Genomic DNA, 22,569 nt, shown 5'->3' on the forward strand with positions numbered 1-22,569 from the left:
ATGAGTCTTTTCAAGCGCGCGGCCGAGGTCATAGAGGCCAAGTTCAGCAAGATCATCAATGCCGCCGAGGACCCGAACGACACCCTCGACCTCTCCTACGAAAAGATGCTCGCCGGCCTCCAGGAGACCCGCCGCCATCTCGCCGATGTCGTCACCGAGCAAAAGGTCCTGGAGCAACAGATGGCGGCCGCGCAGGCCGAGATCACGCGCCACGACGGCGATGCCCGGCTTGCCCTGCAATCGAACCGCGAGGACTTGGCGCGCGCCGCGCTCACCCAAAAGCAGGCCGCGACCGTGAAGCTCGCGTCGCTCACCGAGGCCCACGACAACATCGCAGCGCAAGTCCAAAAACTCGTCGAATACGAGCACAAATTCCAGGACAAGATCGATACCTTCCGTACCCAGAAAGAGGTCCTGAAGAGCCAGTACGGCAGCGCCGAGGCCCAGGTGAAGGTCAACGAATCGCTGTCGGGCCTGAGCGATAAGCTGGGCGGCGTGGGCGAGAGCGTGCGCCGCGCCAAGGACAAGACCGAACAAATGCAGGCCCGCGCCCAGGCGGTCGACACGCTGGCCGATAGCGGGGTCCTGGATGACGGCGACGACCGCTCGCAGAGCGAACGCGAACTCGACAAACTGCGCTCGGGCGGTGCGGTGGACGCGGAACTCGAACGCCTCAAGGGCGAGGTGAAGAAATAACGCGCCTAAAGGTCCGGCAAGGCCCTGCCGCCCCGATCAAGGCGAAGACACCGGATCTTTCCGATCCCCGCACAACAGGACGGTGACCCCCGTCCAACCAGCCGTGGCTTGGACGCTCGACTTCGGCACCTTGGTGCCGATCGGTGGGGCGACCATCCCATTACCGCGTACTGGAAGAGGTCGCCCTTTGACCTTACCCAGCGGCAATCGTATGCTTTACGAGTTGCCTATCGATCGGGGCTTAGCATGACAGCGGTCACGGTCTCGGAAAAGTATCAGATCGTTGTTCCCGAGGCCCGGGCCGCGCTCGGCACCCGCCCCGGCCAGAGCCTGCGCGTTCTGGTCTATGAAGGACGCGTGGAGCTCCTCCCCGAGCGATATCCGCGAGATGCGCGGCTTCCTCGGGCCTCTTGAACCACCGTACCGAGGGATGAGGACCGGACGTGAATGTGGTGGATCCCTGCGGCTGGCTCGAATACTTTGCGGGCGGCGAGCAGGCCGAGTTTTTCGCGCCCGCCCTATGCGATACAAAACGGCGGGTCGTCCCGACGATATGCCTTCTTGAGGTCTTTGAGCGCGTCGCGCAGCAGCGCGATGTCGGTCAGGCACTGCCGGCCGTTTCGCTCATGCGGGCAGGGATAGTGGCGGAGCTCACCGCGGACCGGCGCTGGAGGCCGCGCCGGCTTGGCATTATGCACAAGCGGCCCCTGGCCGACGCGGTGGTCCTGGCCACCGCACGTTACCACGGGGCCGAAGCGTGGACACTGGATGCGGGTTTTGCGGGTCTGCCTGGCGTTCATTACCGGCAAAAGACCCGGGCTAAGCGCAGGCAAGGGCCCCGGGACGCGAGGCCGCGCAAGGCGGTACGCGAGCAACCCATGGAGGCCCTGAATGTCGGTATTCAGGACGCGGCATGCGGGATTTCCCATGGCAATCAACGCGCCGCAGACCGCCCAGCGGGGCTTAAGGGAACGCGCGGCATCCACAGGGAAGCATCTTCCGGGACCGCCGTTTCCGGCGGATGGGTCGATGCCTCCGATTCTCCTTGTTATTGGAAAAGGCTGCGGGCTTTGCTTTTTACCCGCCAGAATATGTTTGTCGTCGACAAAGGCCGGACAAGCAGGGGCGGACGGGGGGACGTAATGGCGCGATGTTAGTTTTATTAGAGGTGTGGGTCAACCAGGAACCGCGGAGGGGATCGGACACAGGCCTTTAGCATGTCGGAGGAGCCTGGCAGACCACAGGGCCACTCCTTTGAGGGCCGTGACAACCACATCATGCGTGTTCGTCGCCCATTGGCATGGCGTGGAGGTGGCGGCTGATTCGCATCACACAGAGGCAGTGATCCGGCCGTTGATTGTCGCCCCGCGGAGAGCCCGGCCTTTGCTGTGGACCCTTTCCGGTCTTCGGTCTTGGTCCGAGAGACGACGGTCAAGCTTTGCTATGATGGCGCCACTAGCTAGCGCCTTGGCGCTTCCTTCGGAGGATCAGGCGCTTCGCGCCGAGCCGTCGTCTAAGGAATGTGGGGGTGAGGACCGGAAACGAGGCTCGGCTAGCTGTTGGATCCCCCTCTATCGAGGGTACGGACTTATGAAAACCTATAGCGATGGCGTGCTCGCCACCATGCTGGCCGACCCCGAGTCGGACCGTGTGGAACGTAAGGAGTCCCTGAAAGGCGGGGCGCCACAGGCGGTGCGCGAGGCGGTGTGCGCCTTTGCCAACGATCTGGCGGGCCATGGCGAGCCAGGTGTCGTGTTCGTGGGCGTGGGAGACGACGGCACAGCGACTGGGCTTGAGATAAGCGACGAGCTGCTTCGCCAGCTCGCGGATATCAAATCCGACGGTAATATTGTGCCACCTCCGAGCCTGCTCGTGGAAAAACGATCGCTGGGAGGTCATGACGTGGCGGTCATTACGGTATGGCCTTGCCATACGCCCCCCGCGCGCTACAAGGGACGAATCCATGTCCGCTGGGGGCCGAGGCGCGGCTTGGCTAGCGCGCAGGACGAGCGCATCCTTAACGAGCGCCGCCGTTATCGCGACCTGCCATTTGACGCCCAGCCTCTACCGGAAGCGACCCTTGACGACCTCGATCTCCTGCGCTTCGAACAGGAGTACCTGCCGTCGGCGGTCGCCCCCGATGTGCTCGCCGCCAACGAGCGCAGCCGCGAGCAGCGCTTGGCTGCCACGAAAATGGTGGCGGACAAGGGGACCCGTCCTACGGTGCTGGGCATGCTCGTGATCGGGAAATCTCCGGCCGACTGGCTGCCAGGGGCCTATACGCAATTCTTGCGGATTGCGGGGCGCGATTTGACGGCAACCGTGGAAGATGAAGCCGCGATTTACGGCACGGTGGCGGATCAAATCCGGCGCCTGGAGGAAAAGCTCGAGACACATAACCGGCGCAGGGTACGATTCACGGATGTGGACCTCGAGTCACGAGCCGAGATTTATCCCGTGGACGCCTTGCGCCAGCTGACGCGCAACGCCTTCATGCATCGCAGTTACGAAGCGACAAACGCGCCTGTGCGCGTCTACTGGTTCGACGATCGTCTGGAGATCCACAACCCCGGAGGGCCCTTCGGGTGCGTGACCCCGGATAACTTCGGCCAGCCGGGAATCACGGACTATCGCAACCCCAATCTCGCCGAGGCGCTACGCGCCCTGGGTTTCGTGCAACGATTCGGCGCCGGCATTGCCATCGCTCGCAAGGCCTTGGGTGCCCGACTGCGCTTCGAGGTTCAATCAGGATTCGTAGCTGCCATCGTCCTTCAGGGGGACGGTCATGCATAGCATCGCGTTTTTCAATAACAAGGGTGGTGTCGGGAAGACATCGCTTGTCTATCATGCGGCCTGGATGTTCACCGAACTCGGCTACCGGGTATTGGCCGTCGATCTCGATCCGCAATCGAACCTCTCGATCATGGCCCTGGACGAGGAGCGCCTGGAGGCGCTGTGGCCCGAGGGGGATCATCCGCAAACCCTGTTCGGAGCGGTGAACCCGTTGTTTGGCGGAACGGGCGACATCGGGGCTGCGCATGTCGAGGCGCTGTCGGACAGCCTGGGGCTCTTGGTGGGCGATCTGGCCTTGTCGCGGATCGAGGATGACCTGTCGACCGAGTGGCCACGATGCGTATTGGGCCAGGAGCGCGCCTTTCGTGTAACCAGCGCATTCTGGCGCGTGATCAGGAAGGCGGCCGCCCAATACCAGGCGGGCGTCGTGCTGATCGATGTCGGGCCAAATCTCGGGGCGATCAACCGTGCCGCCCTGGTGGCATCAAGCCATGTGGTCATGCCCGTGGCGCCGGATCTTTTCTCTCTCCAGGGCCTGAAGAACCTCGGTCCCATCCTGCGTCAATGGCGAACCATGTGGGGGGAGGCGCGCGGCAAGGCCCCCACGGCCATAGGCGAAACGCCATCGGGCCGCATGATGCCCGCTGGCTATGTCTTGATGCAGCACGCCGAACGTTTAGGGCGTCCCACCAAGGCCTACGCCAAATGGCAAAATCGCCTGCCGATCGCCTATCGCGAGAGCGTGCTGGGCGAGCCCTTGCTCACACACGCGCCCGGGACCGACCCCAACCAGATTCAGCGCATAAAGCACTATCGCAGCCTGATGCCAATGGCCATGGAGGCGCGCAAGCCGATGTTCGCCTTAAAACCCGCCGATGGCGCCATAGGGGCGCACCAAGCAAGCGTTATGCAATGCCGCGAGGACTTCGAACGACTGGTCCGTGAGCTGGTGGCGCGCGTCGGAATCGACGACGGAACGTGATGGAATGGCGGCGTGGCCCGCGGATGGAGTCGAGACAGCAGGGCCTGTCCGAGGCGCGCCGTCGCGTTGCGGTGGCCGCGCGCGGTGTTTCGCTGGTCCACGGGTGTAGGAAGGATAGGCTGGTAACCGCGACCCCTGGGTGCTACTCACAGCCCTCGGGGAGCAAGAGAAAGGCGGCTCTGCGCGCTCCATCTTGCATCGCGGCCCTGATCCGTGGCCACTTTTCGCCCCTACTCCACCGTCACGGATTTGGCGAGGTTGCGGGGTTGATCGATGTCCGCACCCTTGGATACCGCCACATGGTAGGCGAGCAGCTGCAGGAGCACCGTGTAGACGATCGGGGCCAGGAGATCGTCGGTCGGGGGCACCGTGATGACGTGGGTCTGGGCGTCCTCGCGGATGCCGTTCTGGGCATCGGCGAATACGAACAGCTCCCCCCCGCGGGCACGGACCTCCTGCAGGTTCGATTGCAGCTTTTCCAGCAGCTCATTGTTCGGGGCCACCGCCACCACTGGCATGTCCGAGTCCACCAGCGCGAGCGGTCCGTGCTTCAATTCGCCGGCTGGATAGGCCTCGGCATGGATATAGGAGATCTCCTTCAACTTCAGGGCCCCCTCCATGGCCACCGGGTACTGGGTGCCACGGCCGAGGAACAGTGCGTGTTGCTTGTTGGCAAAAAACGGCACCCACGCCTGCACGGCCCCGTCCAAGCCGAGGACTTGCTCGATCCGGCCGGGGAGACTGCGCAGCAACTGCACGATGCGGGCCTCGCCCTCGGGCCCCAGCGCGCGCCGGCGGCCGAGCACCGCGACTAGCAGCAGCAGGGCCACGAGCTGGGTGGTGAAGGCCTTGGTCGAGGCCACCCCGATCTCGGGGCCCGCCTGGGTCATGAGCACGAGCTCCGAGCCGCGCACGAGCGAGCTCTCCGGGGCATTGCAGATGGCAAGCGTGCGCGCGAAGCCAAGCTCGCGCGCATAGGCAAGGGCCGCCAGGGTATCGGCGGTCTCACCGGACTGCGAGAGCGTCACAAACAGCGTATGAGGGGCGACACGCGGCTTGCGGTACCGAAACTCGCTTGCCACCTCGACCGTGCATGGCAGGCTCGCCAGGCCCTCGAGCCAATAGCGTCCGATAAGCCCCGCATGATAGCTCGTGCCGCAGGCCACGATCTGTACGGCCTCGATGTCCGCGAACAGGTCAGTGGCGGCATGACCGAAGGCCTGTTCATAGACGCGCTCCAGGCCGATACGATTTTCCAGGGTGTCGGCAATCGCGCGCGGCTGCTCGTGGATCTCTTTCAGCATGTAGTGGCGGTACTCGCCGCGCGCGACGGCGTCGGCCGACAACTCGCTCTGCTTTATCGGGCGCTCCACGCGCGCGCCTTGCGCATCGTAGATGGTGACGGCATCGCGGCTCAGATCGGCGATATCGCCCTCCTCGAGAAATATGAAGCGCTGCGTCACGGGCAAAAGAGCGGCGACGTCCGAGGCGATGAAGTGTTCGCCTATGCCGACACCGATGACAAGCGGACTGCCGCGCCGGGCGGCGACCAGGCGATCGGGCTCGCGGTTGCTGATGACGCCCAGGGCATAGGCCCCGCGCAGCGACGGCAGGGCCGCGCGCACGGCCGCGAGCAGATCGGAGGTCTCCTCGAGCCGCCGATAGATCTCGTGGACGATCACCTCGGTGTCGGTCTCGGAGGTGAACTCGTAACCGAGCTGCATCTGCGCGCGCCGCAAGGTCGCGTGGTTTTCGATGATGCCGTTATGGACGAGTGCCACGGTCTTGCGGCAGACGTGCGGGTGGGCGTTCTCGGTCGCCGGGCGTCCATGGGTGGCCCAGCGGGTATGCGCGATGCCGGTGGTCCCCTCCATATGGGCGTCCAGCCGTCCCTCCAGTTCGCGGACCTTGCCCACCGAGCGGGTGCGGGTCAGACAGTGCTCATGATCGATGACGGCGACGCCGGCCGAGTCATAGCCCCGGTACTCGAGGCGCTTCAGGCCCTCGATGAGGATGGGTACCACGTTGCGTTGCGCGACCGCGCCTACTATTCCACACATGGATCACTCCTTGTCGGGGCGCGCCTGTTTCTCCGGGCGCCGCCAACCGCTGACCGTTTTCTGGACCGCCCGACTGAGGGTAAGCTCACCGGCCGGCGCGTCTTTCGTGATCGTGGACCCCGCGCCTATGGTGGCATCGGCCCCGATCTCGACGGGTGCCACCAATTGCGTGTCGGACCCGATGAACGCGCGATCGCCAATGACCGTGCGATGCTTGCGCGCCCCGTCGTAATTACAGGTGATGACGCCCGCGCCGATATTGACGCCATGGCCGATCGCGGCGTCGCCGACGTAGCTCAGATGATTGATCTTGGTGTCCATGCCCACGCGCGCGGCCTTGACCTCCACGAAATTGCCGACGCGCGCGCGGCCGCCGAGTACGGTGCCGGGACGCAGGCGGGCGAAGGGGCCCACCACGCAGCCGGGGCCCACCTCCGCGCCATCGATGATCGTATGGGCCTCGATGCGCGCGCCCCGCGCGATGCGGCTGTTGCGTAGGACACAATGCGCCCCTATGCATACGTCATCCGCGAGCTCCACGCGGCCCTCGAAGACGCAGTTGACGTCGATCTGGACATCGCGCCCGGCAATCAGCATGCCGCGGATATCGAGGCGTCGCGGATCCATGAGCTGCACACCGGCCGCCATCAGTGCCGCCGCCTGCCGCTCCTGAAGGGCGCGCTCCAGGACGGCGAGATCGGCGCGGCTGTTGACCCCCTCAACCTCGGTCACGTGGCCGGGAGAGGCGGTAGCGACCGGCAGGCCGTCGGCGACGGCGAGCGCTATGACGTCTGTGAGGTAGAGCTCGCCCTGGGCGTTGGTGGTGGACAGGCGCGGGATCCATCGGCGCAGATGCGCGGCGGGGGCCGCCAACACACCGCTATTGACCTCGCGTAGGGCGCGTTGCGCACCATCGGCATCGCGCCACTCCACGATGCGCGCGACACGCCCCTGGTCGTCGCGCACAATGCGGCCGTACTGGTTTTCGTGGCGGGCCTCGAAGGTCAACAACGCGACCCCGGCCACGGCGCGCGCGCACAGGGTCTTCAGGGTGTCCGGGGTGATCAAGGGCACATCACCCAAGAGTACGAGCGTCAGGGCGTCCTCGGCAAGCCGCGGCAGCGCACAGCGCACCGCGTCCCCGGTACCGCCCGGCTCGGCCTGCAAGACCCAGTCCAGCGGCGTGTCCGGGAAGGCTGCGCGAACGCGCTCACCCCCGTGACCATAGACCACATGGATGGCGCGCGGCGCAAGCGCCGTGGCGGTATCGAGGACGTGCGCCAGCAAGGGGCGACCAGCGAGCGTGTGCAGGACCTTGGGCAAGGCCGACGCCATGCGCCGCCCCTGGCCTGCCGCCAGAATGATGATCTCGAGAGAAGGAACCGGGCCCTGCATAAGTTCGGTATTAGAGCGGCCCCAGGGGCTAAAGGCAATGCCCAAAGGGCCGATGGCCTAGTGCAGCGGCGGTGTGACTTGGCCGAGGCGCTGTTCCTCGGGGGTCGCATCACGGATCGCCTGCACGGTGACCGCGAAGCGTACCGTCTGACCGGCAAGCGGGTGATTGGCATCGACCGTGAGCTTACCGTCGGCAATCGTGGTCACCACGAAACGGACCGCCTCGCCCTGCTCGTTCTCGGCCTCGACCTCGGCCCCGACATGCTGGTACTCGGGGGGCACGTTGGCGATATCGTCCGTGAACGTGAGCGCCGGATCATGATCGCCAAAGCCCTCGGCGGGCGCAAGCTCGATGTCGACGGACCCACCGACCTCCAGGCCATCGAGGGCGTTTTCGATCTTCTCGAACAACCCCTCCCCCGACCCGTGGAGATAGGAGATCGGGACATCCGTGTGTTCGAAGATCTCGCCGCGCTCGTCCCGCAGCGTGTAGGTCAATGACACGACCTTGCCCTTGGTGACCGCCATGCGACCTCCTACCCGTGGAGATAGGAGATCGGGACATCCGTGTGTTCGAAGATCTCGCCGCGCTCGTCCCGCAGCGTGTAGGTCAATGACACGACCTTGCCCTTGGTGACCGCCATGCGACCTCCTACCGGATACGCTCCGGCGCCGAATAGGACGTTTGTGACCGATAGCGCCGCACCACCGACAGGCGCGCGGCGGCCTGCGCCAGCTCCGCCTGGGCATGCGCATAGTCGGTCTTGCCGGCCTGCTCCTCGGCGTGCCGCGCGGCGTCCTCGACTGCGCGCGCCGCCAGCGCCTCGTCGATATCCGCGGCGCGCTCGCCAGCATCGGCAAGCACCGTGACATGGCGCGGCTGGACCTCGACGAATCCGCCGCTCACATAGAAGGCCTGCTCCCCGCCATTCGCGTCCTGCACGCGCAGGGCACCGGCCCGAAGGATGGCCAGCAGCGGCGAATGGCCGGGCAGGAAACCCGCGTCACCATCGCGCAAGGGCGCGATGACGAGCGCCGCGTCCCCCGAGAACAGGGGGCCCTCGGCGTTGACGATGTCGATGCGAAAGTTGTCCATGACCGATCAGAGCCGCCGCGCCTTGGCGAGCGCTTCGTCTATCGTGCCCACCATATAAAAAGCCTGCTCGGGCAATTCATCGTACTCCCCTTCGGCGATCGCCTTGAAGCCGCGGATGGTCTCCTTCAGCGGCACATAGGTACCGGGCGTACCGGTAAAGACCTCAGCCACAAAGAATGGTTGCGAAAGGAAGCGCTGGATCTTACGCGCGCGCGTCACGATGAGCTTGTCATCCGCCGACAGCTCGTCCATGCCGAGAATGGCGATGATGTCCTGGAGCTCTTTGTAGCGCTGGAGAATCGCTTGGACCTTGCGCGCCGTGTCATAGTGATTCTCGCCTATGACCTGCGGATCGAGCTGGCGGCTCGTGGAATCGAGCGGGTCGACCGCCGGATAGATGCCGAGCTCGGCGACCTGCCGCGAGAGCACGACCGTGGCATCGAGATGCGCAAAGGTGGTCGCCGGCGACGGGTCGGTGAGGTCATCCGCCGGGACGTAGACCGCCTGGACGGATGTGATCGAGCCGGTCTTGGTCGAGGTAATGCGCTCCTGGAGGACACCCATCTCCTCGGCCAGGGTCGGCTGGTAGCCGACCGCCGAGGGCATGCGCCCGAGGAGCGCCGAGACCTCCGTGCCCGCCAGGGTGTAGCGGTAGATGTTGTCGATGAACAAAAGGACGTCACGCCCCTCGTCACGAAAGTGCTCGGCGATGGTAAGGCCGGTAAGCCCCACGCGCAGGCGGTTGCCCGGCGGTTCATTCATCTGGCCGTAGACGAGCGCAACCTTGTCGAGCACCCCGCCTTCCTTCATCTCATGATAGAAGTCGTTACCCTCGCGCGTGCGCTCGCCGACCCCGGCGAACACGGAATATCCGCTGTGCTCTATGGCGATGTTGCGGATGAGCTCCATCATGTTGACGGTCTTGCCGACGCCGGCGCCGCCAAAGAGCCCCACCTTGCCGCCCTTGGCGAACGGGCATATGAGATCGATCACCTTGATGCCGGTCTCCAGCACCTCGGTGCTCGCGGCCAACTCGTCGAAACGCGGCGGGGCGCGGTGGATGCCGCGCACGGTCTCGCTCGCCACCGGGCCCTGTTCGTCGATCGGGCGGCCGAGCACGTCCATGATCCGTCCGAGCGTGGCGGCGCCCACGGGCACCTCGATGGGACGACCGGTATTGACGCAGGACAAGCCGCGCTTCAGGCCATCGCTCGACCCCATGGCGATGGTACGCACGACGCCGTCGCCGAGCTGTTGCTGGACCTCGAGCACAAGATCGGTATCCGCCACCGTGAGGGCGTCGTAGACCTTCGGGATCGTCGCACGCTCGAACTCCACGTCGACCACCGCCCCTATCACCTGCACAATCTTTCCGGCTGACATCCTAACCCCCTAGACCGCCGACGCGCCGCTTACGATCTCCGCGATTTCCTGCGTGATCGCCGCCTGGCGCGCCTTGTTGTAGGCCAATTTCAGATCCCCGATCAAACGCCCGGCGTTGTCGGTCGCGGCGCGCATGGCGACCATGCGCGCCGCCTGTTCGCTCGCGAGATTCTCGATCACGACCCCGTGGACACGCGTCTCCACATAGCGCGTCAGGATGTCGGACAGGACATCCTGGGCCTCCGGTTCGTAGAGGTAGTCCCAGCGGTGCCGATCGACATCCGGTCCGGGCTCCGGCAGCGGCAGCAGGTCCTCGGTCACCGCCACCTGACTCATGGTGTTCTCGAAGCGACTGTAGACCAGCACGACGCGGTCAAGACGCTCCTCGCGGTAGGCGTCGACCAGAACCTTGACCACTCCTATGATCGATTGCAGGGTCGGGCGGTCCCCGAGCGGCGCGAGCTGGGCCGCCACGGGCGCCCGGAGTCTGCGAAAATACGCCGCGCCCTTGTTGCCCAACACCGCGACCTCACCCTGAATACCCGCCTCCTCCCACTCCTTCAGCTGGCCCACCGCGACGCGCAGGACATTGACGTTGAGTGCCCCGGCAAGACCACGATCGGAGGTCACAACCAGCAGGGCCGCGCGCCGTACCGGCCGCACGGCCAGGAGCGGATGGCGATACTCGGGGTGCGCGGCCCGGATATGGCGCATGATGGCCACCAGGCTCTCGGCATACGGGCGCGCCGCGCGCATGCGTTCCTGGGCCTTGCGCATCTTGGCCGCCGCCACCATCTGCATGGCGCGGGTGATCTTCTGCGTGCTCTGCACGCTGCGGATCTTGTTCCGGATCTCCTTTCCGCGCGCCATCAGTAGGCGCCTTGGGCCTTGAACTGCTGGATGAAGCCCGTGAGCGTGGCGATGACGTCCTCGTTATGGTCACCGGTATCATTGATGGCCTTCAGGGCCGCGCCATGCTCGGCGTGGGCCGCCGCCCGCAGCGCCGAATCAAACGGGATGACCTTCTCCACCGGCAGATCGTCGAGCACCCCGCTATTGGCGGCAAGCAGCGAGAGCGCCATGTCGGCCACCGACAGCGGCTGGTACTGGGCCTGCTTCATGAGCTCGGTGACCCGCCGCCCGCGATCGATCTGCTTGCGGGTCGCCGGGTCGAGGTCGGATGCGAATTGCGCGAACGCCGCGAGCTCGCGATATTGGGCAAGCGCCAGGCGCACTCCTCCCCCCAGCTTTCTCATGATCTTGGTCTGCGCCGCGCCGCCGACGCGCGAGACCGACAGACCGGCGTTGATGGCGGGACGAATGCCGGAATTGAACAGATCGGTCTCGAGGAAGATCTGGCCATCGGTGATCGAGATCACATTGGTCGGTACGAACGCCGAGACGTCGCCGGCCTGGGTCTCGATGATGGGCAGGGCGGTGAGCGAGCCGGTGCGCCCCTTGACCCCCGACTGACGCTCCACATACTCCTCGTTCACGCGCGCGGCGCGCTCGAGGAGCCGGGAGTGGAGATAAAAGACATCCCCCGGATAGGCCTCGCGTCCCGGTGGCCGGCGCAGGAGCAACGAGATCTGGCGGTAGGCCCAGGCCTGCTTGGTGAGGTCATCGTAGACGATGAGCGCATCCTGCCCCCGGTCACGGAAATACTCACCCATCGCGCAGCCCGTGTAGGGCGCGAGATACTGCATGGCCGCCGGATCGGCGGCGGTGGCCGCGACCACGATGGTGTGCCCCATGGCACCCATTTCCGTCAGGCGGTGCACGACGCCCGCGACACTCGAGGCCTTCTGGCCGATCGTGACGTAGACGCACATGACGCCGGTGCCCCGCTGCGCCAGGATGGCATCGACGGCAAGCGCGGTCTTGCCTGTCTGGCGGTCGCCGATGATGAGCTCGCGCTGACCGCGCCCTATCGGCACCATGGCGTCGATGGCCTTGATCCCGGTCTGCAGGGGCTGGGTCACCGATCGGCGCGCGACCACGCCGGGGGCGATTTTCTCCACCGGCGACGTCGCCTTGGCGGAGATCTCGCCGCGCGCGTCGAGCGGACGGCCGAGCGCGTCGACCACGCGTCCGAGGAGCTCGGGACCCACGGGCACCTCCAGGATGCGGCCCGTGCCCTTGACGACATCACCCTCGGTGAGGTGCTCATAGCCCCCCAGGATGACCGCGCCCACCGCGTCGCGCTCGAGATTGAGGGCGAGCCCGAAGGTGTTGCCGGGGAACTCGAGCATCTCCCCCTGCATGACATCGGCGAGACCATAGACGCGCGCGATACCGTCGCTCAGGCTCATGATCGTGCCGGTCAAGGCCGGGGCCGGAGGAGAGAGGTCTTCGATTCTCTGCTTGATGAGCTCCGAGATCTCGCTGGGTTTCAAGGCCATAGGAATTCCTCTAGAAAGGGCTTAACGCATGAGCAAGGGCTGCCAGGCGGCCGCGGATCGAGCCGTCGAGGACCATATCCCCATGCTGGACGATGACGCCGGCCAGGAGGCGGTCGTCGGTTTCCACGATCAGCTCCACGGTATGCCCGGTGCGCCGCGCGAGCGCCGCGCGTAACCGCTCGCGCTGGGGCTCGCTCAAGGGCTGGGCGGTGGTGACGGTGGCGTGCGTGCGGTTTTCGGCCTCGTCTTTCAAGGCGGCAAAGGTCTTCGCGATCCACGGCAGCGCCGCCAGGCGGTCATTTTGCAGCAACACGTCGATGAGGCGCGCCACGAGGGACCGGTCGGTTGCGTCAGGCGCCAGGGCGGCGGCCAGGCGCGCGCGCGGGATCTCGGGGTTCTCAGCCAGCGCCGCGATCGCCGGATCGGAGAGCGCCTGGGCGGCAGCCTCGAGGGATGCGAGCAGGGCGGCGCGGTCGCTCCCGGGCACCGCCATGAGCGCCCGGGCATAGGGGCGCGCAATCGCCGCCAGCTGATCGCGGATCACAGCTGCCCCGCCACTTCTTCGAGAAGCCGGTCATGCAGGCGGCGGTCTATCTCGCGCTCCACGATGCGCTCGGCCCCGGCCAGGGCCAGGCGCGCGACGTCGGCGCGCAGGCGCTCGCGCAGGCGGGTCATCTCGGCCTCGGCCTCGGCGCGCGAGAGGGCCATGGCGTGCTCGCCTTCGGCACGGGCGCGCTCGCGGGCCTCCTCGATGATCTCGCGCGAACGTCGCTCGGCATGGTCCAGGATCTCGGCGGCGCGCTCGCGCGCCACGGCCAGGATCTCGTCTTGCTGGCGTTGCGCCTCATCGAGCGCCTTGCGGCCCTGGTCGGCCGCCGCCAAACCGTCGGCGATGCGCTTCTGGCGACGCTCCATGACCGCCGTAAGCGGCCCCCAGAGGTAGCGCTTGACGAATAGGATGAGCACCGCGAAGGTGACCATCTGGACGATGAGGGTCACGGATATCGGCATGGTGTGGGCGTGTCCCTATCTGACCTTAATGGGCGACGTGCGTGATGGCGGCCACGGCCGCCCCCTCGAACGGGTTCACGAAGGTGAAGTACATGGCGAAGGCCGCGGCAATGAACGGAAACGACTCCATGAGGCCCGCGGTGATGAACATCTGGATGCGCAAGGTCGGCAACATCTCCGGCTGGCGGGCGATGCCCTCGATGTACTTGGAGCAGATGAGGCCCCAGCCGAGGGCCGAGCCCAGGGCGGCTCCCGCGAAGATGATGCCCACGGCGACGGCCGTGTAGGAAAAGACCATGCCAATAACCGACGCAAGCTGCGGATCAACCATAAAGCGACTCCTTGAATGTAAAGATGAAAGAAACCGGGCTCAGTGGGCATCGCCTTCCTGAGTCGCCGCCATCGCCAGATACATGATGGTGAGGACCATGAAGATAAACGCCTGCAATGTGATGATGAGCAAGTGAAAGATGGACCACAGTATGCCCGGGGCCCACGCCACCCACCACGGCAAAAGCGCGATGAGCAGAAACACGAGCTCGCCCGCGAACATGTTGCCGAACAGTCGCAAGCCGAGACTCAGGGGCTTGGCAATCTCATCGACAGTGGTCATCAGGATGTTGACCGGAAACAGATAGGGCCCGAACGGATGGACCAGGAAGGTCTTCAGGTAGCCCCAGAGGCCTTTATGTTTGATGTGGTAGTAGAGGGTCAGGAGAAAGACGCTCAGGGCAAGCCCCAGGGTCGTGTAAGGGTCGGCCGTCGGGGTCGAGCGGAAGTGGCGGATGCCAAAAAAGAAGTGCGCCAGATTCGGCAGCAACAGCACCGGCAGCAGGTCCATGGCATTCATGAGAAAGACCCAGAGAAACACCGTGAAGGCGAGCGCGCCCACCATCGGATCCTCGACGGGAAGGATGCCGCGAACTTGGTCATCGACGAACTCGAGGAGCGCCTCGAGGACATTTTGGATGCCATGAGGAACGCCCTCCTCCAGTCGTCGCCCGACGACCCAGCCGGTGCCGACGATGACGGCGCCCAGCACCCAGCCGATGAGAATGGTGTCGACGTGAAGGCTCCAGAACCCGCGACCGACGGTCAGGTTCCGTAAATGATCCTCCATGAAGCTGACGGCGTTGTGACTCATAACCCTGACGAAATCCCTGGAACCAGGAAAGCGGCCTGGCCCAAACCAAAGGCGATCAAAAACGGCAACGGAGAGACATGAAACACCCCGAGCCCCAAACCCAAAAAGGCGATTGCCAACACGAAACGCGCGACCGCGCCCCCGTATAACCACAGCTGGGCGCCCGCCGGACCGCCGGTCCCGTCGGCACGCGCGACACTGTAGGCCAGCAACAAGGCACCCAGCATCGCGACCGCGCCCCCGGCCAGCGCCGCGCCCAGGCGCGCGAGGGCGTCATGGCGCGGGGCGTCGAGCGCGGCCACGGCCGCCACCACGAAAGTCAGCGAAATTTGTGCCCAAAGCACGCGGCGCAATCCTTTGCGTAACACCCGTGCAGCATAGCTCATGATGATCCCGACCCGGTCGGCCTCGTTAGGGGCGCCCGCGGCGGCGCAGTATAAGTGTTCCTTATGCTAGGGTCAAACGGGGCCATGCGCGGGGCGCCCGGGATCGCTGTCGGACAGGCGCGGGTTTAGGGGGGGCCGAGCCGCGGCTTGGCCCATGCCGCAGCCTGCTGGCGCTCGGCCGGAGTCAGCCTCGCCGTGAGCTGCCGGGCGAGTTCAGCCGCGCGCCGCGACTTCGGGGCGGCACGCTCATACCAGGCCAGGGCATGGACGAGATGGTCCGGCTGCCCGACCCCATACTGATACAGCTCGCCTAACTTCAACTCGGCGTTGGGCGCCCCGCTACGGGCCGCGTGCCGCAGGCCCCGCAGGCCCGCGTGCGCCGTATGCCAACACAAGACCGCTAGGGTAAGGCCGGCGATGCCGGGAGTCCATCGTTTCACGCCCCCTCCTGTCTCACGAGAATCGGCCGAGCAGTCCCTCGAGCTCGTCCATACTATGATAGTCGATCGTGATGCGTCCCGCGCCGGCACGCCGCGCCTGAATGCGTACGCGCGCCCCCAGGGTTTCGGTGAGGCGGCGCTCCAGTGTCTCGACATCCGGATCGGGGGCCGCCTTCGGGGGTGTCGGACGGCCGTGGCGCTGCACGCGTCGCTCGGTCTCGCGGACGCTCAGACCCTGGGCTGCCACCTCGCGCGCCAGGGCCGCCTGGGCCCTCGCGTCGGCGATGCCGAGCAAGGCGCGGCCGTGCCCCATCTCGAGGCGGCCGGTCTCCAGCAGTTCGCGCACCTCCGGGGCGAGGCCCAGGAGGCGCAGGAGGTTGGTGACGGCGGCGCGCGATCGCCCGACATGAGCGGCGATCTCGTCGTGCGTGAGACCGAATTCTTCCTGGAGGCGCTTGAGACCGGCGGCCTCCTCAAGGGGGTTCAGGTCCTCGCGCTGGATGTTTTCGATCAGGGCGACGGCCATCGCCGCCTGGTCGGGTATGTCGCGCACGATCACCGGCACCTCGGCGAGGCCCGCGATCTGGGCGGCACGCCAGCGGCGCTCCCCGGCGATGATCTCGAAGCCGCCGGTCACCTCGCGCACCAGGATCGGTTGCACGATGCCCTGCGCGCGGATGGAATCGGCAAGCGCGTTCAAGGCCTCGGGCTCCATATGCGTACGCGGCTGGTAACGGCCACGCTGCAGGCGTTCGATCGGCAGGGTACGGATGGCGTCCGGCGACGCGGATAGGGTGTCGGGACGCTGGCCATCGCCGAACAGGGCGTCCAGGCCGCGTCCGAGCCGGGGGCGTTTCTCCTTCATGGGGGTGGGTCTCCTGCGGCAGGTGGGGATTCGCGCGCCAGTATCTCGGCGGCCAGGGCCAGGTAGGCCTGCGCCCCGCGCGACGAGCGATCATACTGGATCACCGGGACACCGTGGCTCGGGGCCTCGGCCAGGCGGACGTTGCGCGGTATGATGGTCTGAAAGAGCTGGTTGCCGAAATGGCGGGTCAATTGATCCGACACCTCGAGGGCCAGACCGTTGCGCGGGTCGAACATGGTGCGCAGCAGGCCTTCGATGGTCAGCGCCGGATTCAACTGGGCACGCACGCGTCGTATGGTGCCGAGCAGGGCCGTGAGCCCTTCGAGGGCGTAGTATTCGCACTGCATGGGGATCAGTACGGCGTCGGCGGCCACGAGGGCGTTGACGGTCAAAAGACTCAAGGCCGGGGGACAATCGATATAAATATAATCGTAGTCGCCCTGGAGGGGGGCGAGCGCCTGGCGCAGGCGCCGCTCGCGCTGCGGGGCCTGGGCGAGTTCGAGCTCCGCGCCCGACAAATCGGCATGCGCCGCCAGCATGTCATAGCCGCACGCCGTCGGGGCGATCGCGTGCCGGGCCTCGACCTCGCCGAGCAGGACATCATACAGACCGCGTTCCGTGCCCGCCGCACCGCTGCCCATGGTGGCATTGCCCTGCGGATCGAGATCGATGAGCAGGACGCGCCGGCCCTGCTCGGCAAGCGCCGCGGCCACGTTGATGCTGGTCGTGGTCTTGCCCACTCCGCCCTTTTGATTGGCGGTGGCGACGGTGCGCGTCATGGGTCGCGCACGAGCGCCACGAGGTGGCGCTTGGCGGCAAGCCCCGGCACCTGCAGGGCATGCACGGCCTGCACGGTAAAGGGCGGCGCCACGGACGCCAACTCCTCGGTCGGGAGCGCGCCCTTCATGGCGGCGATGATACCGCCGGGCGCGAGCAGGCGACCGGCGGCCAGCGCAATATCATCCAGGCTTGCGAACGCGCGCGCGGTGATTACGGCATAAGGCGCCTCGGGGACGTGGTCCTCCACCCGCCCATGGGCCAGAACGACCTGCGTAAGGGCCATGCGCGCGACCACCTCGGTCAGAAAATCCATGCGCTTGCGGGAGCGATCGAGCAGGACCACGGGGCGCTGCGGTTGCAGCACGGCGATGGGGATACCCGGCAGGCCCGCGCCGCTGCCTATGTCGAGCAGGCGGCCGGCCGGCAGGTGCGGCAGGATGGTGAGGCTGTCCAGGATGTGGCGCGCGACCATGTCCTCGGGGTCGCGGATGGCCGTCAGATTGAACACCCGGTTCCAGCGCGCCAGGGTCTCGAGATAGGACAGGAGGCGCGCTTGCGTGGGCGCGTCGGCCGTGAGCCCCAGCGCTTGCATGCCGACACGCAGGCGCTCTCGCGCCCGCCCCCACGGCTCCGCGCCCATGGCGCGCGCGCCGCCCATGTCAGGCCCGCACCCGCTTCAGGTGGACGAGCAACAGCGACACGGCAGCCGGCGTGACCCCGGGCAGGCGCGCCGCCTGACCGAGGGTCGCCGGCCTGTGACGCGCCAAGCGCTGGCGGACCTCGGTGGACAGGCCGCGTATCCCTTGATAATCCAGATCCTCCGGCAAAACCATTCCCTCGTGGTGGGCGCGGCGCGCGATCTCGTCGCCCTGGCGCGCGATATATCCCGCATACTTGACCGAGATCTCGAGCTGGCGCCCGGCCTTGGCGTCCGTGAGCGCCGCCTCGGAGGGCACTATCTCAATGATGTCGTTATAGCGTACGCCGGGGCGCTTGAGGAGGTCGAACAAGGAACTTTCGCGCGCCAGATCCTGGCCGAGGCACGCGGCCACCGCCGGATCGCCGGGACGCACGAACACCGAGCGCAAGCGCGCCTGCTCGCGGGACACGGCCTGCTCGCGGGCCCGGATCTCCCGATAACGGGCATCACCGATGAGCCCCAGGCGATGCGCGACCTCGGCCAGCCGTTCATCGGCATTGTCTTCGCGCAACAAGAGCCGGTGTTCGGCGCGGGAGGTGAACATGCGGTACGGTTCGGTCAGGCCCTGGGTGATGAGGTCGTCCACCAGCACCCCGAGATAGGCCTCGTGGCGCCCGGGCCACCAGGCGCCCTCGGCGCGCGCCGCGAGCGCGGCATTGATGCCCGCCAGGAGGCCCTGCGCGGCGGCCTCCTCATAGCCGGTCGTTCCATTGATCTGGCCGGCGAAGAACAGCCCCTCGACGGCGTGGGTCTCCAGTGAGGGCTTCAGGTCGCGCGGATCGAAGTAGTCGTATTCGATGGCGTAGCCGGGGCGGGTCAGTACCGCCTTGTGCAGACCGGGTATGGAGCGCACCAGGCGCCACTGGGCATCGAATGGCAGGCTGGTGGAAATGCCGTTGGGGTAGATCTCGGGGGTATCCAGACCCTCGGGCTCGAGAAAGATCTGATGCGAGACCTTGTCGGCGAAGCGCACGACCTTGTCCTCGAGGGATGGGCAGTAGCGCGGCCCGGCCCCTTCGATGGCCCCCGTGTAGAGCGGGGACCGGTCAAGGGCCGCGCGCACGATCGCATGGGTCTCTTCGGTCGTTTGAGTGATATGGCAGGCCACCTGAGGCGGCCGCGCCGGCTCGTCATAGGAGAAATAGGGGGCCGGTTCGTCGCCGGCCTGCGCCTCGAGGACCGAAAAATCGATGGTGCGGCCGTCGATGCGTGGAGGGGTGCCGGTCTTCAGGCGCCCCACCCGCAACGGCAGGGCGCGCAGGCGTTCGGCCAGCGCGCGCGCCGGGGGCTCGCCCGCGCGCCCCCCGGCGTGCCGGCTCTGGCCCACGTGGATGAGTCCGGCCAGGAACGTGCCGGTGGTCAGGACGACGGCGCGGGCACGCATGATGAGGCCCATCTGGGTGACGACCCCCACGACCGCGCGGCCCTCGACCACGAGGTCGTCGACCGCCTGCTGGAAGATGTGGAGGTTCGGCTGGTGCTCCAGGACGCGGCGCACGACGGCCTTGTAGAGGACCCGATCGGCCTGCACGCGCGTGGCGCGCACCGCCGGGCCCTTGCGTGCGTTCAGGGTACGGCACTGGATGGCGGCGGCGTCGGCGCAGTAACCCATGGCCCCGCCCAGGGCATCGATCTCGCGCACCAGATGCCCCTTGCCGATGCCACCGATCGCCGGGTTGCACGACATCTGGCCCAGGGTCTCGATGTTGTGCGTAAGCAACAAGGTCTTGCGCCCCATGCGCGCGGCAGCGAGCGCGGCCTCGGTACCGGCATGACCGCCACCCACCACAATGACCTCGTAATGTTCCTCGTGCTCCATGCCGCAGACCTCCCGCGAAGACGAGATGATAACATGAGCGCGGACCTGTCCTTGGGGGGCCGCGGCCATTCCGTTGCGGCCGGGCGGCCGGCGATGACCCCAAACGGGGCGCGCTCGCGGGGGCGACACCGGGTAGCGCCATGCGACATGGGGGACACCCTCAACCCGCCAAAGCGGGCGAGCTTTTGGTCCGTGCGACGCCCCCAAGCCGCTCAAGCGGGTGGGCCTCTAACCCCATGAACACGGTCCGTGGGCGTGTTCCGAAGAACCCGCAGAGGAACAACCCTGCGGCGCCTGATTCCCCGGTATCAGACAACATGGGCCCGTGTCTAGGCGACTACTCCGCCGATGCCCCGGACGGAGATATGCGCTATGTGGCCCACGATGCGTGATGCGTGCCGGAAACGGCATCACCTGCGTCGGGCGGCGGGCTGCATGTTCACCGCGCCTACGAATCCCCGTGGCCTTTAATAAAGACCGCGGCCGGTCGCGGCCTGCGCGGCCTCCGGGAGTGGTCCGGCCAACCGGGTCCGGACTATCGGCGAGATCGTTAAAGGCCTTCTCGGCCGCCTGCCGAGAGACGAAGGCCCGTGCGAAGCCCTTGGCCAGACCACAATGGCGCCGCCGCCAGGGCGTGTTTGGTCCCCGCCATCCGCTCCGGACCCTCGCCCTAGAGTTTCGCGTTCATGACAGCCGCGCGATGCCGTCTCGCAACATCCGGCCCTGGAAGCGCCCGCGCGGACCGTTGCGATATCCGGGTGCGCTCAGCGCTCCAAAGAACCGAAGACCAGGACGCGCCGTAGATCGCCGCGCGCAAGCACCGGAATCACGGGGAACAGTACCGCCCTCGCCCGCGAAGGCGCGCGATTCGCGGCGCTCATAATCGATCACCCGCTGGCGCGGCGTGCCGGCGATCATGTCGGGCGTGGGGTCGGGGTCGCTTCGAGTCTCCTCGCGGGCTGCTCCGCCCGGATACGGCGGATTGACGGCCCGTCGTCCGGCACGGCCCACGGCCCCCTGCCGGGTCGCCCAAGCCGCCCCTCAGTATATAAAGCGCTGCCAAAGCGGCACAAAGGCCATTTCCGGGGTGTTGCCGCCGCCTCCGAAGTTGGTGGCGTTGGACACCCCCGGGGCATATCGGATCTTCAGGTTGCCGTTGATGTCATTGGTGCTCGAGTTGTTGCCCAAGGTCGAGGTCGAGGTATTGTTGGTGTTGGCGGTGTCGATCATGCCGGTAATGGTCCCGGTCCCGCGGGCGGTCAGGGATTCGCCGGCCGCGACCACGCCGGTCAGGTCCGAGTTGCCCTCGAGGGTCACATCGCCCCCGGTGATGATGCCGCTTGTGGTGGCATCCGACCCGCAGCTTGCGGCGCTGCCGGTCGTGGCCCCATCACTCGTGCAGAGATAGCCCGTGACCGTGCCGCTCGGCTGGGTGGTGTCACTGGCCGCGGTCTCGGTCGTGGCATTGAGGGGGGGCACCGCCGTGGAGGCCGTCCCGGCGACATAGACCGTCCCGCCGCCGCTATAGGGGTAGTCGACACTGCCGCCGCTCAGCAGCACGGCGTTGGCCACCGGCCCCGTGCCCTCCCCGGGACTCGTGGCATTGGTCCCGTCCGGGCACACGTTCGTCGGGATGACCGCCTGGTTGCAGACATTGGGCATCTGCCCGTAGGCGACGATGTCGTTCAAGGTCTTGACGTCGACATTGCCGGTCGCGATCAGGGTGGCGTAGCCCGGTGTGCTCGACGTGCTCTTGCCGATCACGCCGCTCGCAACCGCGAGGTCGCCGTAGAAGAACAGGACCCCGGGATTCGGCGTCCCCTTGATCTCCCATGCGCCGTTGTTGTTCGACGGGGGCACGATGCAGCCAGTGCCGCCGGCCGCGCACAGGGCTGTCGAACTTGCCGGGAAGGAGGCGAAGGAGGTGGTGCCGGCCGGCGTGAGACCCGGGTCGTTGGCGAACGTCACCTGCGGGTTGCCATGGGCGTCCACCGACAGGATGGCATTGGCCTCGCCCGTCAGGTTGTAGGTGTTGATGGACGGCGACACGACACTCGAGGCGTCGATATTCTGGGTGCAGGTGGCGGTCGCGCCGCAGCTCTTGCCGGTACTGTCGGTGATGCTGCCGGTGGCCTGCGCCGCGCCACTCACGCTGGCACTGCCCTGGATGCCGAGATTGCCGACCACGGTCAGCGAACTGCTACCAGTGTTGATGGAAACGTTTCCGGTCAGGACCTGGCTGCCGTTTATGAGAAAGGCGTAATTGAGGGGCGTAAACGTGTAGATCGTGCCGGCATGGAGATAGGCGCGGATGGCCGCCGAGCCCGTCGCCGTCGTGCCGACCGCATCGACCTCGATCTCGCCATTGGTGGCAAAGGTGTTGTTGACCACCGTGGCGGTGTAGTACCCGCCATTGCCATTGGCGGGGGCATGATCGACGATTGGCAGGGGCATGATCGACGACGACCAACCCCGCCGGCACCAGGGTCGGGGTGAGATTGCCGGCCGAGCCGCTCGCGCACGTCGCGCTCGGCGAGCCACAAAAGAGCATGTTGAAGTATTCCGCGGAGGCGGTCAGGGCGTCCTCGGCGTAGCTTTGGGCCTGTGCGCGCGTACT

The 22,569-nt window shown here is 66.5% G+C and carries 23 protein-coding genes; 5 read left to right on the forward strand and 18 right to left on the reverse strand.

Features of this window, described 5'->3' with window-relative positions:
- The 5 genes from C4901_RS17015 (at position 1) to C4901_RS17035 (ending at position 4,471) form a co-directional block, all read left to right on the forward strand.
- The gene (locus tag C4901_RS17015; protein ID WP_110138416.1) at positions 1-696 is read left to right on the forward strand and encodes a PspA/IM30 family protein; all 696 of its coding nucleotides are present in this window, start codon (positions 1-3) and stop codon (positions 694-696) included.
- Positions 697-942: 246 nt separating this feature from the next.
- Complete coding sequence (locus C4901_RS17020) at positions 943-1,110, forward strand: AbrB/MazE/SpoVT family DNA-binding domain-containing protein (protein WP_110138417.1); 168 nt, start codon at positions 943-945, stop codon at positions 1,108-1,110.
- 29 nt (positions 1,111-1,139) lie between these two features.
- Positions 1,140-1,853, forward strand: a complete 714-nt coding sequence (locus C4901_RS17025) for a type II toxin-antitoxin system VapC family toxin (RefSeq protein WP_110138418.1) — start codon at positions 1,140-1,142, stop codon at positions 1,851-1,853.
- Positions 1,854-2,286: 433 nt separating this feature from the next.
- Positions 2,287-3,489, forward strand: a complete 1,203-nt coding sequence (locus tag C4901_RS17030; RefSeq protein WP_110138419.1) for an ATP-binding protein — start codon at positions 2,287-2,289, stop codon at positions 3,487-3,489.
- Positions 3,482-4,471 (forward strand): ParA family protein, encoded by a 990-nt coding sequence (locus tag C4901_RS17035; RefSeq protein WP_110138420.1) that lies wholly within the window; start codon positions 3,482-3,484, stop codon positions 4,469-4,471. Before C4901_RS17030 ends, C4901_RS17035 begins: the two co-directional genes overlap by 8 nt.
- 230 nt (positions 4,472-4,701) lie before the next feature.
- Here C4901_RS17035 and glmS read toward each other — a convergent pair whose 3' ends face one another.
- The 18 genes from glmS to C4901_RS17130 form a co-directional block, all read right to left on the reverse strand.
- Positions 4,702-6,531, reverse strand: a complete 1,830-nt coding sequence (gene glmS, locus C4901_RS17040) for a glutamine--fructose-6-phosphate transaminase (isomerizing) (protein ID WP_110138421.1) — start codon at positions 6,529-6,531, stop codon at positions 4,702-4,704.
- A 3-nt stretch (positions 6,532-6,534) separates the two neighbouring features.
- A complete protein-coding gene (glmU, locus tag C4901_RS17045) occupies positions 6,535-7,866 on the reverse strand; it encodes a bifunctional UDP-N-acetylglucosamine diphosphorylase/glucosamine-1-phosphate N-acetyltransferase GlmU (protein ID WP_205736097.1) in 1,332 nt (443 codons plus the stop codon).
- Between the two features lie 117 nt (positions 7,867-7,983).
- Positions 7,984-8,454 (reverse strand): peptidylprolyl isomerase, encoded by a 471-nt coding sequence (locus tag C4901_RS17050; RefSeq protein WP_110138423.1) that lies wholly within the window; start codon positions 8,452-8,454, stop codon positions 7,984-7,986.
- A gap of 124 nt (positions 8,455-8,578) precedes the next feature.
- Positions 8,579-9,022, reverse strand: coding sequence for a F0F1 ATP synthase subunit epsilon (locus C4901_RS17055; protein WP_110138424.1), 444 nt, complete (start codon positions 9,020-9,022; stop codon positions 8,579-8,581).
- Positions 9,023-9,028: 6 nt separating this feature from the next.
- Positions 9,029-10,405: a F0F1 ATP synthase subunit beta gene (atpD, locus tag C4901_RS17060; RefSeq protein WP_110138425.1), complete on the reverse strand. Its 1,377-nt coding sequence runs from the start codon at positions 10,403-10,405 to the stop codon at positions 9,029-9,031.
- 9 nt (positions 10,406-10,414) lie between these two features.
- A complete protein-coding gene (gene atpG / locus C4901_RS17065) occupies positions 10,415-11,275 on the reverse strand; it encodes a F0F1 ATP synthase subunit gamma (protein WP_110138426.1) in 861 nt (286 codons plus the stop codon).
- Positions 11,275-12,807 (reverse strand): F0F1 ATP synthase subunit alpha, encoded by a 1,533-nt coding sequence (gene atpA / locus C4901_RS17070; RefSeq protein ID WP_110138427.1) that lies wholly within the window; start codon positions 12,805-12,807, stop codon positions 11,275-11,277. The genes atpG and atpA overlap by 1 nt, the downstream gene beginning before the upstream one ends.
- A gap of 10 nt (positions 12,808-12,817) precedes the next feature.
- Positions 12,818-13,351, reverse strand: coding sequence for a F0F1 ATP synthase subunit delta (locus C4901_RS17075; protein WP_110138428.1), 534 nt, complete (start codon positions 13,349-13,351; stop codon positions 12,818-12,820).
- Complete coding sequence (locus C4901_RS17080) at positions 13,348-13,818, reverse strand: F0F1 ATP synthase subunit B (RefSeq protein WP_110138429.1); 471 nt, start codon at positions 13,816-13,818, stop codon at positions 13,348-13,350. The genes C4901_RS17075 and C4901_RS17080 overlap by 4 nt, the downstream gene beginning before the upstream one ends.
- 25 nt (positions 13,819-13,843) lie before the next feature.
- Positions 13,844-14,149 (reverse strand): F0F1 ATP synthase subunit C, encoded by a 306-nt coding sequence (atpE, locus tag C4901_RS17085; RefSeq protein WP_065969283.1) that lies wholly within the window; start codon positions 14,147-14,149, stop codon positions 13,844-13,846.
- 39 nt (positions 14,150-14,188) lie between these two features.
- Positions 14,189-14,962 (reverse strand): F0F1 ATP synthase subunit A, encoded by a 774-nt coding sequence (gene atpB, locus C4901_RS17090; protein WP_110138430.1) that lies wholly within the window; start codon positions 14,960-14,962, stop codon positions 14,189-14,191.
- Positions 14,959-15,306: an ATP synthase subunit I gene (locus tag C4901_RS17095; RefSeq protein ID WP_145960772.1), complete on the reverse strand. Its 348-nt coding sequence runs from the start codon at positions 15,304-15,306 to the stop codon at positions 14,959-14,961. Before C4901_RS17095 ends, atpB begins: the two co-directional genes overlap by 4 nt.
- 167 nt (positions 15,307-15,473) lie before the next feature.
- Positions 15,474-15,788, reverse strand: coding sequence for a sel1 repeat family protein (locus tag C4901_RS17100; protein ID WP_110138432.1), 315 nt, complete (start codon positions 15,786-15,788; stop codon positions 15,474-15,476).
- 13 nt (positions 15,789-15,801) lie between these two features.
- The gene (locus C4901_RS17105; RefSeq protein ID WP_110138433.1) at positions 15,802-16,653 is read right to left on the reverse strand and encodes a ParB/RepB/Spo0J family partition protein; all 852 of its coding nucleotides are present in this window, start codon (positions 16,651-16,653) and stop codon (positions 15,802-15,804) included.
- Entirely contained in the window at positions 16,650-17,432 is a 783-nt protein-coding gene (locus tag C4901_RS17110) for a ParA family protein (protein WP_110138434.1), read from the reverse strand. The genes C4901_RS17105 and C4901_RS17110 overlap by 4 nt, the downstream gene beginning before the upstream one ends.
- On the reverse strand, positions 17,429-18,091 hold the full coding sequence (rsmG, locus tag C4901_RS17115) for a 16S rRNA (guanine(527)-N(7))-methyltransferase RsmG (protein ID WP_110138435.1): 663 nt from the start codon (positions 18,089-18,091) through the stop codon (positions 17,429-17,431). The genes C4901_RS17110 and rsmG overlap by 4 nt, the downstream gene beginning before the upstream one ends.
- A 1-nt stretch (position 18,092) precedes the next feature.
- Positions 18,093-19,952, reverse strand: coding sequence for a tRNA uridine-5-carboxymethylaminomethyl(34) synthesis enzyme MnmG (mnmG, locus tag C4901_RS17120; RefSeq protein WP_110138436.1), 1,860 nt, complete (start codon positions 19,950-19,952; stop codon positions 18,093-18,095).
- A 1,041-nt stretch (positions 19,953-20,993) separates the two neighbouring features.
- A complete protein-coding gene (locus C4901_RS17130; RefSeq protein WP_110138438.1) occupies positions 20,994-22,406 on the reverse strand; it encodes a hypothetical protein in 1,413 nt (470 codons plus the stop codon).
- Positions 22,407-22,569: the final 163 nt, after the last annotated feature.

It is taken from the genome of Acidiferrobacter sp. SPIII_3, assembly GCF_003184265.1.
GTDB lineage: Bacteria > Pseudomonadota > Gammaproteobacteria > Acidiferrobacterales > Acidiferrobacteraceae > Acidiferrobacter.

Excerpts from the sequence above, each read along its gene's own strand:
- C4901_RS17015 (WP_110138416.1), top strand. The coding sequence starts at position 1 with ATGAGTCTTTTCAAGCGCGCGGCCGAGGTCATAGAGGCCAAGTTCAGC.
- C4901_RS17020 (WP_110138417.1), top strand. The coding sequence starts at position 943 with ATGACAGCGGTCACGGTCTCGGAAAAGTATCAGATCGTTGTTCCCGAG.
- C4901_RS17030 (WP_110138419.1), top strand. The coding sequence starts at position 2,287 with ATGAAAACCTATAGCGATGGCGTGCTCGCCACCATGCTGGCCGACCCC.
- C4901_RS17035 (WP_110138420.1), top strand. The coding sequence starts at position 3,482 with ATGCATAGCATCGCGTTTTTCAATAACAAGGGTGGTGTCGGGAAGACA.
- glmS (WP_110138421.1), bottom strand. The coding sequence starts at position 6,531 with ATGTGTGGAATAGTAGGCGCGGTCGCGCAACGCAACGTGGTACCCATC.
- glmU (WP_205736097.1), bottom strand. The coding sequence starts at position 7,866 with ATGGCGTCGGCCTTGCCCAAGGTCCTGCACACGCTCGCTGGTCGCCCC.
- C4901_RS17050 (WP_110138423.1), bottom strand. The coding sequence starts at position 8,454 with ATGGCGGTCACCAAGGGCAAGGTCGTGTCATTGACCTACACGCTGCGG.
- C4901_RS17055 (WP_110138424.1), bottom strand. The coding sequence starts at position 9,022 with ATGGACAACTTTCGCATCGACATCGTCAACGCCGAGGGCCCCCTGTTC.
- atpD (WP_110138425.1), bottom strand. The coding sequence starts at position 10,405 with ATGTCAGCCGGAAAGATTGTGCAGGTGATAGGGGCGGTGGTCGACGTG.
- atpG (WP_110138426.1), bottom strand. The coding sequence starts at position 11,275 with ATGGCGCGCGGAAAGGAGATCCGGAACAAGATCCGCAGCGTGCAGAGC.
- atpA (WP_110138427.1), bottom strand. The coding sequence starts at position 12,807 with ATGGCCTTGAAACCCAGCGAGATCTCGGAGCTCATCAAGCAGAGAATC.
- C4901_RS17080 (WP_110138429.1), bottom strand. The coding sequence starts at position 13,818 with ATGCCGATATCCGTGACCCTCATCGTCCAGATGGTCACCTTCGCGGTG.
- atpE (WP_065969283.1), bottom strand. The coding sequence starts at position 14,149 with ATGGTTGATCCGCAGCTTGCGTCGGTTATTGGCATGGTCTTTTCCTAC.
- atpB (WP_110138430.1), bottom strand. The coding sequence starts at position 14,962 with ATGAGTCACAACGCCGTCAGCTTCATGGAGGATCATTTACGGAACCTG.
- C4901_RS17105 (WP_110138433.1), bottom strand. The coding sequence starts at position 16,653 with ATGAAGGAGAAACGCCCCCGGCTCGGACGCGGCCTGGACGCCCTGTTC.
- C4901_RS17110 (WP_110138434.1), bottom strand. The coding sequence starts at position 17,432 with ATGACGCGCACCGTCGCCACCGCCAATCAAAAGGGCGGAGTGGGCAAG.
- rsmG (WP_110138435.1), bottom strand. The coding sequence starts at position 18,091 with ATGGGCGGCGCGCGCGCCATGGGCGCGGAGCCGTGGGGGCGGGCGCGA.
- mnmG (WP_110138436.1), bottom strand. The coding sequence starts at position 19,952 with ATGGAGCACGAGGAACATTACGAGGTCATTGTGGTGGGTGGCGGTCAT.
- C4901_RS17130 (WP_110138438.1), bottom strand. The coding sequence starts at position 22,406 with ATGCCCCTGCCAATCGTCGATCATGCCCCCGCCAATGGCAATGGCGGG.